The organism is Terrimonas rubra, assembly GCF_042686025.1.
Lineage (GTDB): Bacteria > Bacteroidota > Bacteroidia > Chitinophagales > Chitinophagaceae > Terrimonas > Terrimonas rubra.
Window position 1 is genome coordinate 2276525 of sequence record NZ_JBHUOZ010000003.1, and the last position, 17885, is coordinate 2294409.

Sequence of the window (17885 nt, forward strand, 5' to 3'; positions counted from 1 at the left end):
TGGAAGCGTATACCCCGGTGAGGCCCTGTGCCGGGCCGCCCCTTTCGGGGGCTGTGCCGGAGTAGCAGCGAACAGCCGGTTATGCAGCCCACCGGAGCGGTGCAGCCGGCAGCCCCTTAATGAAATTAACCCGCAAATTACTCATCCGCTTTAATGACCATTTATCCCATTTAAAGCCCTTTTTTAACTTGTCATAAAATTGTCAGCAGGTTTGTAGCTAATTGCACGTCTAATGGATGCCTTAACAGGCTTAAAACACACACTAATGAAAAGATTTTTGGGCGTATTGACTGCAATTTTGCTAACCGCTACCGCCCTGGTAGCTCAACAACCCGGCGGAGCTAACCGCGGCGCGGGTGCTGGAAGTAGTATGACAGGTGCATTTTATGGGAAAATAATTGATTCAATTACAGGAAAAGGCCTGGAGGCCGCATCGGTACAATTATATACCAATAAGTTTGACAGTGCCACTAAAAGTATGAAACAAGTGCTGGCCAGCGGTATGCTGACAAAAGCCAACGGTGATTTCAGGCTGGAAAATATTGCCGCCATGGGCCAGTATAAACTGGTGATTACGGCTATTGGTTTTAAAGAAGTAAGCATGCCCGTTGCTTTAATTGACAGGGCCATGATGGAAAAAATGCGCAGCGGCGCGCAGGATATGAATGCCATGATGGGCGCCCTGGATAAAGACCTGGGTAATATTAAACTGGGTATTGACCAGCAGATACTGGGCAATGTTACGGTGGAAAGTACCAAACCCCTGGTACAGCTGGCCATTGACCGTAAAGTGTATAATGTGGAAAAAGACCTGGCAGCTACCGGCGGCGGTACCGCAGCCGATGTAATGAAGAATGTTCCATCCTTAAATGTGGATATTGACGGTAATGTTACCTTACGTAACAGCAGTCCGCAAATATTTGTAGACGGCCGCCCTACTACCCTCACCCTGGACCAGATACCTGCCGACCAGATAGCCAGTGTGGAAGTAATTACCAACCCATCGGCCAAGTTTGATGCCTCGGGTGGTACCGGTGGTATTTTGAATATTGTACTGAAAAAAGCCCGTCGCGTAGGTTACAGTGGTAATGTACGTGCCGGTATTGATATGCGTGGCAAGTTTAATATTGGTGGCGATATTAATGTACGCCAGGGCAAGGTTAACTTTTTTGCCAATGGTAACTATGGGCAGCGTAAAAGTATTTCGGACGGTACAACAGACCGCTTAACCACTATTAAAGCCCCCAATACCAATATGCACCAGGTGGATGAAAGCATCCGTGACGGGTATTTTGCTTTTGGACGTGCAGGGTTTGACTATTTTATTAATAACCGTAATACCATTACCGTATCGGGTAGTGCGGTACGCGGACAGTTTAAAAATAACACGACCAGTCATATTTATGTAGATACACTGTTTGCCGTGGACCCGAAACGTTCCTACACCCAGCGTTATTCTGACGGTGAAGGCAATTTCAGGAACTATGGCGGCGCCCTGGGTTATGTACGTAATTTCCAGAAATCGGGGCACCAGCTTACTGCCGATGTAAATTATAATACCAGTAAGAATGATAACGTGAGCCTGGTAAGTAATAATATCTTCCCTAACTTTCCCGCCGGCTCTTATATGTACCGTTACCGCCAGCAACAGGTAGGCGATGGTACCAACCAGCAGATCACTTTTCAAACGGATTATACCAATCCTTTGACCGATAACTCGAAATTAGAAGCCGGTATCCGTTATAACCAACGGAATAACGACAGCCGTAACACTTTTGGTGTAATGGATGATAACGGTAATGTATCGGTATTGGCTCCTTTAAGTTCCAAATTCAAGTATACTGACCGTATTTATGCTGCCTACTCCAGTTATACCGGCCGTTTTTCTGAGACCTTTGGTTATATGGTAGGTTTAAGGGTTGAGGGTTCCAACTATTCGGGCCGTGTACACAGCAGTGTGAAGGATGGTGCTTCGTTTAAAGACACTTCCAATTCATACAGCATTTCCTACCCTGTCAGTTTTTTTCCCAGCGTGTTTTTATCTAAAAAACTGAAGGCGAACCAGGACCTGCAGCTGAACTATAGCCGCAGGATCAACAGGCCTAATTTTTTCCAGTTATTCCCTTTTACCGACTATTCCGACTCGCTTAACTTAAGCCGTGGTAACCCCGGTTTAAAACCTGAGTTCACCAACTCTATCGAGTTATCTTACCAGAAAACATTCCCTAAAAACAACAGCCTGTTGATATCGGCTTATTATAAACACACAACAGACCTGATCACCCGTTACCAGGCACAGGAAACGAACCCGATCAATGATTCGGCAGTGTTTGTAAATACCTTTATTAATGCTAATTCCAGCTTTGTAGGGGGTATTGAATTTGTAGCTAAAAACCGGATCACAAAGTGGTGGGATATTACCAGCAATTTAAACCTGTATACCTCTAAAATTACCATTGATGACCCGGCCATTGAAACGACCGATCAGTTGTATAGCTGGTTTGCCAAAATAAATAACAGCTTTAAACTGCCGAAAAACTTTAGCTTACAGGTAACAGGCGATTATACTTCTAAAACCGTGTTATCACCCGGCGGCTCATCGGGCCAGGGCGGCGGCGGCGGTGGCTGGGGACCTACTGTAAGTGGTAACTCACAGGGTTATACCAAACCCAGTTATAGTATTGATGCCGCTTTACGTTTCGAGTTCATGAAAAATAAAGCTGCCAGTATCACATTAAACGTGAGCGATATTTTCCGTACCCGTATTAATGATGTGTACACACAGTCGGCCAGCTTTTACCAGCATGCAGTACGTACCCGCGACCAGCAGTTCTTCCGCTTAAACTTTAACTACCGTTTTGGTAAGTTTGATGCTTCCTTATTTAAACGGAAAAATATCCGTGGCGAACAGGAGAATATGCAGAACAGTATGCAAGGCGCACAATAAAAAATTCAGCACCCCTCTCCGGAGGGGTTTTTATTTTAATAGCGTTGTTCTTACCAGCGTAACACAGAGGGTTTTCACATAGATACACGGAGTATAGTAAATATATTAATAGCACTGCCTATTCTACACTTACAACCCCGAAAACTATAATCAATCATAAACTTCTCCTTCATCCTCTGCGATACTTTGTGAAAATAACTCCTACAACTCTGTGGTTTTACATCCTCAACTATAAACTATGACCTATGAACTATGCTCTAAAACTTATTATTTCTCCTTCTAACTATTCATTATTTTTGTTTATCTAAAAAGTAACCCAAACAGTTCCTGCATGAAACAGATACTTGTACCATTCGATTTTTCGCAAAATGCTGAAACGGCCTTATTGTATGCTAAAGGCGTTGCCGAAAAAGCCGGTGCGGGTATCACGGTGTTTCATATTGTGAATATTCCCGCCAATATATTGGTACATGCTGCGGATGATGCGGCCAAAGAAGCCATTATTGAAAAAGAGGAGGCCAATAAACTGGCGGCTTTACAGGAAAAGATCGCCCTGTTGTTTGGCAATGTTCATCATGGTGTTCAAACCCGGGTTGCGTTCAGCCAGCTGATGGTAGAAAAAACACTGGAACTTGCCCTGGCTATTAAGGCCGATGTCATCATCATGGGTACCCATGGTGCATCCGGTATTTCGCAGTTCTTATTTGGTTCCAATACCTCTACCATGATCTCCAAATCACCGGTACCGGTACTGGCCATACCGCCGGGTACCGCTACTGCCTTACCCAAACATATTGTTTATGCTTCTGACCTGGAACATATACCCGGCGAACTGCAACGGATAAACGTTTTCGCGAGTGCATTACAGGCATCGGTTACCTTATTACACTTTACGACCAAAGACCTGCAGGCAACCGAAGAAAAGGTTGCTGCACATATACCTGCTGATACGGGCATTAACTTACAGGTAGTGGTACTACCCTTACAAATTGGCGTTACCTTATTAACGCAGATACGCCATTACGTTACTACCCATCCTACAGACTGGGTGGTTATGGTTACCAAAGAAAGAGGATTCTGGAGCAAGTTATTAGGGGGCAGCAAAACCGAGAGTATGGCCAATGCCCTACCGGTTCCTTTATTGAGCCTTAAAAAATAAGCGATCTGTTACCAGACATTCCGGGGACAGGTGTCTCCATATTTATTACCAATTAAAAAGCCCAGCATTATTTCGTGTGTACCACGGGAATAAGTGTTTAAGCTGGTGCGTGTAAAATCGTAAGCATATCCAACGTTAACGGCATTGGCTATATTCAGCCCCAGCATGGCCGCAAAACCATCAAACTGGCGATAGCTCCCTCCTACCCATAACAGGTCGCGGAACTGTAGTTTTAAATTGCCCTCTACCTGGTAATTATCTTTAAAAGCACCGCTGATATATTTCACCATTACCGAAGGCGTGGCATTAATATCATCTGTGAGCAGATGACGATAACCCGCCGTTAAAAATATATGTGGCACCAGTTTACCGGTTGTTTGAAAGCTCTGGTCGTTCACAAAACTTAATTTTTGCGGTATCACCTGCTGGGCCGATAGTCCAACAAAATAACTGGCGCTGTATAACCACAGGCCAACATTCAGATCAGGCTTTATTTTTCGCAGCTCACCCATGGCATTATTACCGGCTGCCGGGTCGGCAGGGTTGACTCCGAAAAAGGCCTTGCCATCGGCATTTAAACTGGTGCTGGTAATACCGGCGGCCACACCGGCCGATAAATTGGTAGTGGGCGATAACCCCAAATGATAGGCATAGGAAAGATTGGCCGTGAACCGGTTAAAATTGCCGGTCTTGTCATTTAAAATGCTCATACCTACCCCATGATGCGGCTCGGAGGCTGTATAATTTTCCCAGTAGGCCTGGCCCCTCGGGTTTTGCCCGGGTACCTGGTAGGAAGTGGCACTTGTTTTATAATCCTTTTTCCCCAGCGGACCATGCACGGTTGCATAAATGGTACGGGGTGCACCATTGATGCCCACCCATTGATCGCGGATACTCAGTTTAACATCGGTATAGTTTTCAATACCGCTTAAAGCCGGGTTAAGTATATAATTGTTTAAGATATACTGCGTATAGTGCGATTTTTGTTGCGCTCTGCTTATCTGCATACAGGCAACACATGCTAACAGCAGGCATATTTTTTTATATCCTATATAGTTTTTATGCATTGTTCCTGAACATGGTTGTTATTACTAACACTGAATAATGTTTTATTGCTTCCGGGTATTATTTACTTTACTCCACTATTTCCCCTATCGTATAATATCCACAAATCCTTTGACCGGTGGCCGCCCGTTTTTAGGATCGATAATATAATAATATGTTCCTATCGGTGCATCACGCCCGTTGATACGGCCGTCCCATGGACTGCTGTAATTAACGATCTGGTGTACCTGCTGACCATACCTGTTAAATAACTGGATGGTAACACCCGGGTAGGTGTCCAGGTAAGGTATTTCCCAACGGTCATTAATACCATCGCCATTGGGGCTGAATATATTGGGGATGACCAGGTTTTTCATCAGGGTAACTTTTACCTCATCCGATGTGGTACAGCTTTTATCCGATGTAACGGTCAGAGTGTACACTATATCTTCCGTAGGTTTTACCACTATGGCGCCTGCTATCCGGGGGTTATTTAAGAAAGTAACCGGAGCCCAGTTATAGGTAACGGGTATATTATTAATAATAGCCGGCGTTAAAATGGCCTGCCCTCCTTCCATGACGAATTTATCCGCTCCGGCATCAGCTACGGGGGTCGGATGTACCGTTATTATTTGCTGCACGCTGTTACTGCAACCATTGTCCGCCAGCAAGGTATAGGTAATGGTATGTTCACCGGCGCCCGCATCTCTGGGAGAGAACAAGCCGGCAGCACTTACACCATTCCCGCTAAAAGTTGGTGTACCGGAAATATCGGCCGCATTTATTTGACTGGCCTGGGTTAACTGGAAGGCCGGTTCATTGCTGCACATGGCATTTACCGTGTTAAAATTCAGCATGGGTGTAGCCAATATGGTAATGTCCTGTTCATTTACCTGTACACAGGTTGTACCCGAATAAGCTTCGTAGCGGATACGATAGGTTTTACTGGCAGGCGTACCAAATTCAGGATATTTATATGTATATAGTTTACCCGTCTCAGGTGCATTATCCGTTATAACATTGGCCGGATCACCGAGATAATCCCAGTAAACAACTATTTTCAGAATTTTTCCCACATCTACTGTTGCTTCATTTTTAAGGGTTATGGCATTGCTGCTGCAGTAAGGCGCATTACTGGTAATGGTATAGACCGGCACAATGGCGTTACCGGCAATGCTGATATTTTTTTGCAGGCTGGCGGAGCAGCCATCATTATTGGTGGCAGTTAAGGCAACAGTGTATTCGCCCGGTACTGTAAAGTGATGCGTAGGTGTTTTTATGTCAGCCGTGTTCGGGTTAGCGGCTGTTGCATTGGCATCACCAAAATTCCAATTCCAGCTGGTAATGCTTCCTCCCTCATAGGATGAGGTATCGGTAAACTGTGCCGCTACATCGTTCACACACGCAACCGGCAGTATAAAGCCAATGGATGGTAAACCTTTTACGGTGATCTGTTTCCGGATGGTATCACTTTTACACCCTTTATCGGACTCTACTGCCAGGCCTATCTCGAAACCGGTTTCCTGGGTAAACTTATAGGTATAAATATTGGAGCCTGTCTCATTGCCCATAGTAACCGGTGAGCCGTTACTTAACCAGGACCATTTAGTGATGGTATTGCCACTACCGACCGTTGAGAGGTCTTCAAAATTCACCGGCTGTTCAATACAAACCGCTCCGTTAACATTAAAGTTGGCTACCGGCTTTTCATGGATAGTGATACTTTTTTCTAAAGTATCGGCTAAACACCCGATATCTGTGATCAGGGTTTGTTTTATGGTATAGGTTCCCGGAGCCAGGTAAGTATGGTTCAATGTGCTTACATCTGTTACCTCCGTGTTATCGCCCAGGTTCCAGTACCAATGTGTCACCGGCCGGTTGGCGGTATTGGCCGTGGCGGCAAAACTGGCCGAACTTTCCAGGCACCCGGTTGAGGTAATGGTAAAAGGTGCGGTGGGCTTACCGTAGATCTCCAGTTCCACATCTATTTCCTGGGTACCGCTGCATCCGTCCGCAGTGGGGTTTATTGCCAGGATTTTGATAGGGTAAGTTCCGGCTGCCGCTACATTATAATCGTCCGGAAGTGTATACTTATATAAGGTGCGGTTATTGACCACACTGGTGGAAGTATAAACCGGGTTGGTTAACGTAATATCAGGAAACAGGCCATTGAATTGCCAGGTAATTTCATCCGGCTCGTAAGGGAAGGTCATGGATAATTTAAAATCGGCATTTATACAGGCCGCGGGGAAGTTCACACTGGCAAATTCATTATCCACAGAAGGGAACTGGTAAAGATCCTTGATATTGGTGCCGGCCGAGTAACCATAAGATTCCGCATCCCCCATACCATAGGTAATGGCGTTAAAACCTTCATCCGAGGTCAGCCGGAACGATTGCTGGTTATCCGGTAACTGCATGGTAAGGTAGGAATAGGCATTATTGGACGGCATGGGAATGAAATTAGCCGTTGGGGCCACCCCATTTATTTTGAAACTCGCCGCATCGGTGGTCTTTAAAAATACATTCAGGTATTTGGAACGGATCACCTGCAGGTTGGAGGAGAAGATATTAATGTCATTGATATTCTGTTCCACCGGGTTAAGGATGATCATATCGGGATCGCCCTGCTCATTGCTGGCACCTCCGGGCCGGGGGGCGCCGATACAGTTGGAGCTTAACATGAACTGCGCCACCGAAACCGGTTTATCGGCACTGATAGTAAAAGGTTTTGCATACACCGGGGCCGTACGGCTGTTGGGATAAAACTCACCGGCATTCAGCGTTACATTTTGCCCGTCAATATTAATCGTGGTATTATCCTCCGAAGCCGTTACCCTGATATGAAAACCGGAAGGATTATTAGCCAGCGGCACTACCCCAAATTCCTTTCCCCAGGTATTAACGGGATAACATTGCTGGAACAGGGGGTCGAAAGAAGTACCGGTACACCAGGCCGAGCTGATAGATAAGGAAGAGCTGCCGGAGAATACTGCAATTTTATTACAGCCGCCACCGGGTAAGGCCACTGATTCAATGACGGAGCCGGTAAGGTCGGCATCGTCCTGGATCTGTAATACATCGCCGGCATTGGGCAAAGTGGCGGTTTGTTCGGCAGGGTCCAATACCCCATCCCTTCTTAACCGGTATTTTATCTGGGTATTGGGGGCTGTGGCAATTACCTGGAATTGGGACTTAGAGTTGGCCGTACTGTTTTGCCAGAAACTGGTTGCATAATATTTACGGCCAAGGGTAGCCACCGGTAATATTAAAGACGCCTGTGACCGGAAGCCGGCATAAATATGGGCAAAGACCACCACCGCCGGTTTACCTGCATCAACCTGCACATGAATACCCTTATTTGGTTTTAGGGGTGGGTTCACATTATTGAAAGACAGGTGCGCTTCGGTGTAAGGAATATTGAACGGACCGGAAACCTGGTTTGCCGTTACCGAAAAATTAATGGAATAGGAACCTACCGAAATAGTACCCGAAGAGTTTTTGTCGGAGGTAATAAAAAGTGCCATCTGGCCCAGATTACTGGAAGGGGTATGTGAGGGAAAGCATAGCCAGAATTCTTTTCCCTTGTTGGAAAAATCCTGGGCAGATAAAATGGTGCTAACACTTGTCAGTAAAACTGCTGTCAGTAAGCATAATACAAATTTTCTCATAAGCCGCTACTAGTCGTTCATGACGTATCGCAATTTAACTTAATAAGGTCATAAAATCAGGAAAAATAATTTTTCAAAAAAAGTGACATTTAGTCATAAAAATTTCAATCTCCAAAATGGTGCAGCATCCAAAAAGTCTGCAAAATATTTTCGAACCCTTATTTTTTGAGTAAACATATTAATATATTTAATAATTATTAATGAATACATTTATTTAATTATAACAAAACAAAATTATAAATTGATTATCATTTATTTATAACTAATAATTATAATTATTTTAAACAAGTCCTAAAAAGACAATATTTTATACAAAATATACAATATTTAATTACTTATAAATTATAATAAAATAACATTAAAAACTAATAAATAAATATTTACATAAAAAGATATGACTAATAAAAATAGTATACAGTTTATCGACAAATTTTTCAGATTTACTAAATAAATTATCTTATAAAAAATATTAATTTGTTATTAGCTCCCGCTCCACCCTGTTTTTCCTGAAAAAACGGGTAAGATGAGCACACAGTTGTACTGTCATTTAGTCCTGAATATTTTTTATTGCTTTAACACCCTGCTATGAAGAAATTTGCTCCTGCCCTGTTAAATTGCAGGTATGATTATGAAAAAAACAGCCCTTCTTTTTTTACTGTTGCCTCTGTTATTTTCCTGTGGAACCGGTAATTTAAAAGACCCGGAATTTGTTAAAGTGGAGAATGTAACCATTCAAAATGCGAGTGTGCAACAGTCAACTGTACGCCTGGACCTGCAGTTTTTTAACCCCAATAACAAGTCGGCGAGCATCAAAAAAGCGGACGGGAGCATCTGGATGGCGGAGGATAAAATGGGTGATTTTTTGCTGGACAGCACTATTACCATCCCGGCAAACGAGTTTTTTTCGGTACCGGTTTACCTGCACCTGGATATAAAAACACTGGCCAAACAGGCCCTCGTAGCATTCATGTCGGACAGTGTTTCTTTTAAAATTGACGGTAATGCACGGGTGGGCAGAAAGGGTTTTTATAAAACTTACCCCTTCCATTATAAAGGAAAACAGGACCTGGCACCCTGGTTAGAGGGGTTGAAAAAGTAGTCGGTTTGCATGAAGAATGATGAATTATAAATGATGTGAATGGGGAATTGGGTAGCGGAAATATCTAAATCCGGGGTGGTGAAATGAGTATCCGGCATGGGTATTTGCGGGCACAAAATCATATGGAGAGGACTGATGAACCAGGAATTGAGACAGCGAAAATCCTTTGAATGTGGAGCTGTAAATTAAATGATGCAGGAAGCACTCAATATGTCCCTGAAAGTTGAGACCGGACACACTATGAACTATTACCTATGAACCATGAACTACAGGAAGTACCGCTACGGTCAACCGGCTTACACAAACCAGTTTTTGCTGAGTGTCGTAAATTTTAATGTCCCACACATGGGTTTGCCGGCCCAGATGCAGGGGTTTGGCAATGCCGGTAAGCAGTCCTTCACGGGCACTACGCACGTGATTGGCGTTAATTTCCAGTCCTACACAGTAAAATTTAGTGGTATCCACTACCATGGCTGATGCCACACTACCGATGGTTTCGGCCAGTACACAGGATGCGCCACCATGTAATAACCCATAAGGCTGTTTGGTTCTTTCATCCACCGGCATGGTTGCGGCCAGGTGATCATCGCCCAGTTCGGTCCACACAATACCCACATGTTGCGCCATATTTTGCTGGTTCAGCGCATTGAGCTGGTCAATTGTCAGGTCTTTTTTAAACCAGATAGACATATATTAATGACCTTTTTTGGGTAAACTATGGATAACAGCCTGGGGTAAAAAAGGTGCTGCATTGCCCCCGTTACGGATAATATCGCGTACAATGGTAGACGCTACGGAAGTATATTTAGGCTCGCCGGTTAAGAAAACGGTCTCAATAGTAGCATCCAAAGCCCGGTTGGCATCGGCAATGGTCTTTTCGTATTCAAAATCGCTCACGTAACGGATACCTCTGAGGATGAATTTTGCATCTATTTTACGGCAAAAATCAATGGTCAGCCCTTCATATACCATGCCTTCTACCTTGTCATTGTTCTCAAAAATCTCTTTTATCCAGAGCAGGCGCTGATCGGCAGAAAACATGGGGGTTTTAGCGGCATTTAAGCCAATACCCACTACTATTTTGTCAAATAAAGGCAGGGCACGGTTGATAATATCCACATGCCCGAGCGTTACGGGGTCAAATGTTCCGGGGAATAGTACAATTTTAGCCATGGGCAAGTACCAGGATTGAAGTTTCGTGTTTAGAGAATTGCAATAATAAACAAATGTTCGCTTTCCGGGTTCTCAAAAACCGGATTTTTTGAGCAGTTGCCTATTTATAAACAGGAGTAAAATACCCCTGACCGGCAGGATTACTACAGTTGAACGGAGCGTCGCAAGGAGTGCTGATAAGCGTTACCGGTGCCGGCCTCCTAATTATTCCTGTTTGACAGGAGGTATAAAGCCGCCATACGTACCGCTACACCGTTCTCCACCTGTTGTAAAATGATCGATTGGCCGCTATCCGCCACATCACTGTCCAGCTCCACACCACGGTTAATGGGGCCCGGGTGCATCACGACTATATCCTTTTTTATTTCTTCCAGTAATTTGCGGGACACGCCGTAAGCCAGGTTATACTCCCTTAAAGAGGAGAACAAAACCTGATTTTGTCTTTCCAGCTGAATACGCAGCACATTGGCCACATCGCACCACTGCAGGGTTTCTTTGAGGTTATAACTTACCTCCACCCCCAGCGACTGGGCAATATATTTAGGAATTAAAGTGGGCGGTCCGCAAACGGTAACCTTTGCGCCCATTTTAGTAAGCAGGTAAATATTGCTCAATGCCACCCGGCTATGCATGATATCGCCGATGATGGCCACTTTCACCCCCTCTAAACGGCCCATTTTTTCCTGGATGGACAGGGCGTCCAATAAAGCCTGGGTAGGATGTTCGTTGATACCATCGCCTGCATTGATAATGGCCGCAGGTATATGCTGCGATAAAAAATGCGGGGCTCCGCTGGCACTATGCCTCATTACCACCATATCCACCTTCATGGATAATATATTATTCACCGTATCCAAAAGGGTTTCACCTTTTGACACCGAAGATCCCGAAGCGGTAAAATTGATCGTATCGGCCGATAATCTTTTTTCGGCTAACTCAAATGAAATACGGGTGCGGGTAGAGTTTTCGTAAAATAAATTGACAATAGTAATGTCACGTAACGAGGGAACTTTTTTAACCGGACGTTGTAAAACTTCCTTAAACTGACCGGCTGTGCTTAAAAAAAGCGAGATATCATCTTTACTAAGATCCCTGATTCCTAATAAATGTTTAGTAGTAAGGCCCATTAAAGAGCAAAGATAGGCGGATTGGAAATACTGTGCAAAATGGGCTTTGAAAAATAGGGATGCTGTATTGCAGACATACTGTTTTGTGGAAAACCAGTTAAAAAATAACACCCCGTACCGGCTACGCCAATAGGGGGTGTTGTAATTTTTATCTGTTCCTGCTAAAACAGGTGTTTAAGATAAAATACGTACTAACTTTTTGCTGACCGCCCGAAAATAAGGCTGATCAAAAAAAGTACGATAAACACAAAGAATAAAATTTTTGCAAAGGATGCCGAGCTTGCGGCAATACCGCCGAAGCCAAAAATACCTGCCACCAATGCAATTACCAGAAAAATGACTGCCCAACGTAACATAATATATAATTTTTAGCTTAAAAAATAACTTTCCTCACTCCGTTTCTGACGCTGAATAGTTAATAAAATGAAAATTCGTGCCAAAAATGAAAAATACCACTTTTGTAGTATTGCATAAATGCGAATTTGTTTATATCCTTGTACTGGTTTTTCATAGGATATTGGATTTTAAAACGGGGCAGCATTTCTATGCAAGCCCTTTTTTTATGCTTTCTCTGCAACTGACAGCTGGCACCCATCGCCATTCTTTATACCGGTTATCACAAAAAAGATGATTATTTAATCTTCCTTCTTTTCTTTACCCTCAGAAAAGAAGGAAGATGGAGGTTACATTTTTTAAACCGAAAAGTGTTTTACTGCGCCGGTATATGGACGGTTATTACTTTTTAACCAAAAAACGGGAAGAAGGTGATATCCGCTACCTGACTTTTCCCAACAACTTCAGTATTATATCGGTAGCCCAAAATGCCAGCCTGGAATTAACAGCGTATAGCGGTGTTGTACAGGAAAAGAAAAAAAACGGCTTTTATTCTGCATTGATCTGTCACTATATAAAACCCATTGAAGCGGTTTACAAAGGAGCTGTTGAAGAAGTAACCTTTTATTTTAAGCCGCTGGGGTTAAACGCTTTTTTAACTGCCCCCCTTTCCCAGTACCCCCTGCATACCTCAACCTTTTTGCCTTACCCTGATTATAAACCAGCCATGCTGGCTATTTTATCGGAGAAGGATACAAACACCAGGCGGGGTATGATTGAAAATTACTGGCTCTCGAAACTGACTGGTTTTAAACACGATTTCTTGTTTGATGTGATCAAAGATCTTTCGAGAACGGACGAGGAGATCAGTATACTGGAACTTGCCCGGAAATACCATACCAGCCGGCAAACGATCAATAAACAGTTCATACAACATATGGGCAAAAGCCCGGGGGCATTTAAGAAAATACACCGCTTCAGGGAAGTGCTTGCCCAAAAAACAATTCCCGGTACCCGGGAAGAAACACTTACCGCGTTAAGCTACGCCTGTTTGTTTTACGATCAATCCCACATGATCAAGGAGTTTAAACAACTAACCGGCCTGAGTCCGAAAGTTTTTTTTAAAATGATCCATTTAAATACGGACGGCGTGGGTAACTGGCTTTTTAAAAGCTAGTTTACATTTTTACAATTTTTCCTGTTTTACGGTGGCTAGTTTTGTTATATACTATATATAATTATATAGCAACCAACCTGACTGTTTTTGGAAGACCGGATATAGCCCATCTTTCTATGGAGAACCTTTTTATCTAAAACCTTGTACCGAAAATTTGTAATACATGAAAACCTTGCTGTCTTTTTGCATCCTGTTTTATTATTCGATAACGACTATCATTGCGCAAAATACCCGGGAGATAGAAAATCAAAAAAGCTTTGCCAAAGTATACGGGTACCTGAAATATTTTTACCCCGGTGATGAAGCGGCTAAACTGGATTGGGATAAGTTTGCTGTTTATGGTGCCGCAAAAGTAGCCGGATGCACCAATTCGCAACAATTAAAAGATACTTTAACGGCCTTATTGGGACCGTTGATGCCGGGGGCAAAAATTGTACCTGCCCATACCAGGATCAACTGGAATAAAAAGGCGTTTACCCCACCCGATCTCAAAGGTTATGAAGTAGTAGCCTGGCAGCACCTGGGCGTGGGTACACTGAAGGATGAACGGATGCCTTATAAAAGTGAGCGGACCAGCCGGCTGAGGTTAACCGATAAAAACCTGTTTGATACCAAGCCGGCTGTGGGAGAGTATATAGAGAAGCCTATTGGTAATGACCTGAAAATATTTGTGCCTATCGCACTGTATGGTAACAAAACAAGTACCTACCCGGCGGCTGATACCATTGCCGGTAAGTCTTACCTTGCTATCATCAATAACCTGAGCAGGGATTCACTGAAAGCGGATAAACTTTTTGCCCGTTGCGGTAATATCATTAATACCTGGAATGTTTTCCAGCATTTCTTCCCCTACTTTACCGAAGCAAAGACTGATTGGTATGCTGACCTGGACATGGCTTTAAGGGAAACCTACCGGAACCATACCCAGGCCGATTTCCTGAATACACTGAGAAGGTTAACCGCTAAACTAAAAGATGGGCATATCAGTGTAAGCCAGGTGGTTAATACCGATAATTACATGCCGCCGCTGGCCTGGAAATGGATAGAAAACAAACTGGTGGTTACCCATGTTTTTGATTCTACCTTGTCCATACAAAAAGGTGATATTGTTACCCGGGTAAACGGCGCAAGTACCAGTCATTACCTGGACAGTATTTATCAATATATATCAGCCGCTACACCGGGATGGTTGCATTACCGCGCCGAGACCGAATCCTTAGCCGGCCGCAAAGGATCGCAGTTACAAATCACCTATGAATCACCCAACGCTCCTGCAAGGTCTTTAACCCTGGAAAGAAAGTTAATAAGGGCTGTATATGATAAAAAATTCCCTTTGCCCGACACCGTTAAACAGCTACCCGGTAATATCATGTATATTAATATCGGGGTGGCGGAGATGGACGTTATTAATAAGGCATTACCCCAATTACAAAAAGCAAAGGCAATTATTTGTGACCTGCGGGGTTACCCCACCGATAATACTGATTTTATCCAGTATTTAATGACAGACAAAGCTGCAGAGAGTAACTGGATGCAGGTACCGCAGATCATTTACCCCGACCAGGAGAAAAAAATTACTTATCATTATGAGAACTGGCCATTAGTGCCGGCCCAGCCACACCTGACGGCTAAGATTTACTTCCTGGTAGATGGCCAGGTGATCAGCAAGGGCGAAAGTTATATGAGTTATATTGAACATTATAAACTGGCTACGATCATTGGTCAGCCTACAGCAGGTACAAACGGTAATGTAAATTACCTTGTTTTGCCGGGCGGTACGGTTATCATGTTCACGAATATGAAAGTATATAAACATGACGGCAGCCGGCATCATGGTGTGGGCATATTACCCAATATATATGTTGAACAAACGATTAAAGGTATACGGGAAGGCAGGGATGAGTACCTGGAAAAAGCGCTGGAAGAAGCCAATAAATAATATATACTTCCGGCAAGTGGATGCGTGTTGTACAGCCTGAAAAATGAAAGCCCTACCTTTATACAGGCATAATCATCTGAATGAAAAGAAGTATACTTATTATCACCGGCCTGTTTTTTTATTTACCATTTATTACCGCACAGCAATCGGGGGGAGATTCGCTTTTATTGGAAGAAGTAACGGTGGAAGCTTTCCGTACTCACCAGACCGCCAATAAGGGTACCGCGACTGTGCATATTTTAAACCGGCAAACAGCTGACGGTTATAATAAATTGTCGCTGCTCAGTGGTATGAATACCATCAGCGGGGTACGTATGGAAGAACGTTCGCCCGGAAGTTACCGCTTAAATATCAGGGGCAGCTCCTTAAGATCACCATTTGGTGTGCGTAATGTAAAAGTATACTGGAATAATATTCCGTTAACCGACCCGGGTGGTAATACTTATTTTAACCAGCTGGCTTTTAATAATTTTTCGAAGATCGAAGTAGTAAAAGGACCGCCATCCAGTATGTACGGCGCCGGCACGGGTGGCCTGGTATTGCTGAGCAGCTTATACAACTGGAAGCCAGGAGCAGATGCCGAATATATTACCGGTAGTTATAACCTGCAAAACGCACTTACTTCCTTACGTTTCGGCAGCGACGGGGCCCGGCACGAAATTACCTTTGCCCATAACCAAAGTGATGGTTACCGGGAACAGAGTAAATTAAGAAGGGATAATTTTTCATGGAGCAGCCGGTATAAAGTGCATGAAAAATACAGTATCAGTACCGGTATATTATATAATGATATGTATTACCAGACGCCCGGTGCGCTAACCCAGGCCGAATACAATACCAACCCCAAAGCGGCAAGGCCCGCAGCCGGTGGTTTTCCCGGCGCGGTGCAGGCCAAGGCTGCCATTTTTCAAAAAAACATTACTTTAGGCATTACTAATACATATATATTCAACCGGTTTATCAGCGGTAGCACTACTTTATACGGCAGTTATACTGACCTGCGGAATGCCGCGGTGCGCAATTATGAAAGGCGGCAGGAGCCACATGCCGGTGTACGCAGCACCATTGATATTCATTTAAATAATTCATTTGCCCAAAGTATAATAAGTGCCGGCGCAGAATGGCAACGGGGCTATAATAATATACGGGTATCACAAAATAAAAATGGCAACCCCGATACCCTGCAGACCGATGATGATGTGCGGCAGACCGCTTATACCATTTTTGTACAGGCACATACTATCCTTCAAAAAAAATGGATGCTGACTGCCGGATTAGGATTGAATAAGAACAGTAACGATTTTACCCGGGTAAATAATTATCCTGTTAAAACCATCACACTCACCTACCCTGCAACGCTGATGCCGCGTTTCGCGGTATGGCGGGAGCTCAATTCAAAGGGTGCTATCCTGTTAAATATATCCAGGGGATTTTCAGCACCTACGACTGCGGAGTTATTACCTTCTACCAGTATTTTGAATACTGCTTTGCAGGCCGAAAAAGGCTGGAATTATGAACTGACAACCCGTTATGCTTTTCTGCTGCAAAAACTGCAGGTAAGTATTACCGGCTTTTATTTTGATATGCAGAATGCACTGGTACAGAAAAGGGATATCAGCGGCGCTGATTATTTTGAGAACGCAGGGGCCATACAACAAAAAGGTATAGAAACGCAGGTAAATTATTTATATACAGCCAACAATCAGTTTATTAAAAAAGTGCAAACCAGTATTGCCTATACTTTTCATGATTTTACCTATGGTAATTATGTAAATAATAATGTGAATTACAAAAGCCATACTTTGCCCTCTGTGCCCAAACACAGTATTGCTGCAACAGTTATTGTACAAACCCTGGGGGGTATTTATTTGCATGGCAGCTGGTACTATGCAGACAATATATTTTTAAATGATGCCAATACTGCTATTGCTCCTGCCTATCATTTAATAGGTGCACGTTCAGGTTATACATTACCGCTAACAACACACCAGTTAAATATATATGCTGGTATTGATAATATATTAAATGAAAAGTATAGCCTGGGTAATGATATTAATGCTGCCGCCGGCAGGTATTTTAATGCAGCGCCGGGACGTAATTTTTATATAGGGATAGCCTGGAGCTGGGACAAAAAACCGGCTGAACGTTAAACAGTCCGTTTTATTGATAATACCATTTAAGAATCAGATTTCAAAATATATTTTATACACACCGGT

Annotated in this window: 12 protein-coding genes; 6 read left to right on the forward strand and 6 right to left on the reverse strand. The window is 43.5% G+C overall.

Annotation, left to right across the window (positions count from 1 at the left end):
* Positions 1–265 precede the first annotated feature (265 nt).
* Both ACFS6H_RS18735 and ACFS6H_RS18740 read left to right on the forward strand, forming a co-directional pair.
* A complete protein-coding gene (locus ACFS6H_RS18735) occupies positions 266–2947 on the forward strand; it encodes a TonB-dependent receptor domain-containing protein (protein WP_386102710.1) in 2682 nt (893 codons plus the stop codon).
* Positions 2948–3278: 331 nt separating this feature from the next.
* Complete coding sequence (locus ACFS6H_RS18740) at positions 3279–4106, forward strand: universal stress protein (RefSeq protein ID WP_386102713.1); 828 nt, start codon at positions 3279–3281, stop codon at positions 4104–4106.
* An 8-nt stretch (positions 4107–4114) separates the two neighbouring features.
* Here ACFS6H_RS18740 and ACFS6H_RS18745 read toward each other — a convergent pair whose 3' ends face one another.
* Positions 4115–5173: a PorP/SprF family type IX secretion system membrane protein gene (locus tag ACFS6H_RS18745; protein ID WP_386102715.1), complete on the reverse strand. Its 1059-nt coding sequence runs from the start codon at positions 5171–5173 to the stop codon at positions 4115–4117.
* Between the two features lie 84 nt (positions 5174–5257).
* Positions 5258–8821, reverse strand: coding sequence for a PKD domain-containing protein (locus tag ACFS6H_RS18750; RefSeq protein ID WP_386102718.1), 3564 nt, complete (start codon positions 8819–8821; stop codon positions 5258–5260).
* A gap of 628 nt (positions 8822–9449) precedes the next feature.
* Between ACFS6H_RS18750 and ACFS6H_RS18755 the strand changes: the two genes are divergently transcribed.
* The gene (locus ACFS6H_RS18755) at positions 9450–9920 is read left to right on the forward strand and encodes a hypothetical protein (protein ID WP_386102721.1); all 471 of its coding nucleotides are present in this window, start codon (positions 9450–9452) and stop codon (positions 9918–9920) included.
* A gap of 252 nt (positions 9921–10172) precedes the next feature.
* Here the strand turns inward: ACFS6H_RS18755 and ACFS6H_RS18760 are convergent, their stop codons facing one another.
* The 4 genes from ACFS6H_RS18760 to ACFS6H_RS18775 form a co-directional block, all read right to left on the reverse strand.
* A complete protein-coding gene (locus ACFS6H_RS18760; protein ID WP_386102724.1) occupies positions 10173–10610 on the reverse strand; it encodes a hotdog fold thioesterase in 438 nt (145 codons plus the stop codon).
* 3 nt (positions 10611–10613) lie between these two features.
* Positions 10614–11093: a pantetheine-phosphate adenylyltransferase gene (coaD, locus tag ACFS6H_RS18765; protein WP_386102727.1), complete on the reverse strand. Its 480-nt coding sequence runs from the start codon at positions 11091–11093 to the stop codon at positions 10614–10616.
* Positions 11094–11293: 200 nt separating this feature from the next.
* Positions 11294–12220 (reverse strand): aspartate carbamoyltransferase catalytic subunit, encoded by a 927-nt coding sequence (locus ACFS6H_RS18770; RefSeq protein ID WP_386102729.1) that lies wholly within the window; start codon positions 12218–12220, stop codon positions 11294–11296.
* 191 nt (positions 12221–12411) lie between these two features.
* Positions 12412–12576, reverse strand: a complete 165-nt coding sequence (locus tag ACFS6H_RS18775; RefSeq protein ID WP_386102732.1) for a DUF1328 domain-containing protein — start codon at positions 12574–12576, stop codon at positions 12412–12414.
* A 320-nt stretch (positions 12577–12896) separates the two neighbouring features.
* On the opposite strand from ACFS6H_RS18775, the gene ACFS6H_RS18780 reads away from it, so the two are divergent.
* From ACFS6H_RS18780 to ACFS6H_RS18790, 3 genes are all read left to right on the forward strand, one after another.
* On the forward strand, positions 12897–13730 hold the full coding sequence (locus tag ACFS6H_RS18780) for a helix-turn-helix domain-containing protein (RefSeq protein WP_386102735.1): 834 nt from the start codon (positions 12897–12899) through the stop codon (positions 13728–13730).
* Positions 13731–13893: 163 nt separating this feature from the next.
* Entirely contained in the window at positions 13894–15669 is a 1776-nt protein-coding gene (locus ACFS6H_RS18785) for a S41 family peptidase (protein WP_386102738.1), read from the forward strand.
* An 80-nt stretch (positions 15670–15749) separates the two neighbouring features.
* On the forward strand, positions 15750–17819 hold the full coding sequence (locus tag ACFS6H_RS18790) for a TonB-dependent receptor (protein WP_386102741.1): 2070 nt from the start codon (positions 15750–15752) through the stop codon (positions 17817–17819).
* Positions 17820–17885: the final 66 nt, after the last annotated feature.

Coding starts and splice junctions, on each gene's coding strand:
- ACFS6H_RS18745 (WP_386102715.1), bottom strand. CDS start 5,173: ATGCATAAAAACTATATAGGATATAAAAAAATATGCCTGCTGTTAGCA.
- ACFS6H_RS18790 (WP_386102741.1), top strand. CDS start 15,750: ATGAAAAGAAGTATACTTATTATCACCGGCCTGTTTTTTTATTTACCA.
- ACFS6H_RS18740 (WP_386102713.1), top strand. CDS start 3,279: ATGAAACAGATACTTGTACCATTCGATTTTTCGCAAAATGCTGAAACG.
- ACFS6H_RS18785 (WP_386102738.1), top strand. CDS start 13,894: ATGAAAACCTTGCTGTCTTTTTGCATCCTGTTTTATTATTCGATAACG.
- ACFS6H_RS18750 (WP_386102718.1), bottom strand. CDS start 8,821: ATGAGAAAATTTGTATTATGCTTACTGACAGCAGTTTTACTGACAAGT.
- ACFS6H_RS18755 (WP_386102721.1), top strand. CDS start 9,450: ATGAAAAAAACAGCCCTTCTTTTTTTACTGTTGCCTCTGTTATTTTCC.
- coaD (WP_386102727.1), bottom strand. CDS start 11,093: ATGGCTAAAATTGTACTATTCCCCGGAACATTTGACCCCGTAACGCTC.
- ACFS6H_RS18775 (WP_386102732.1), bottom strand. CDS start 12,576: ATGTTACGTTGGGCAGTCATTTTTCTGGTAATTGCATTGGTGGCAGGT.
- ACFS6H_RS18780 (WP_386102735.1), top strand. CDS start 12,897: ATGGAGGTTACATTTTTTAAACCGAAAAGTGTTTTACTGCGCCGGTAT.
- ACFS6H_RS18770 (WP_386102729.1), bottom strand. CDS start 12,220: ATGGGCCTTACTACTAAACATTTATTAGGAATCAGGGATCTTAGTAAA.
- ACFS6H_RS18735 (WP_386102710.1), top strand. CDS start 266: ATGAAAAGATTTTTGGGCGTATTGACTGCAATTTTGCTAACCGCTACC.
- ACFS6H_RS18760 (WP_386102724.1), bottom strand. CDS start 10,610: ATGTCTATCTGGTTTAAAAAAGACCTGACAATTGACCAGCTCAATGCG.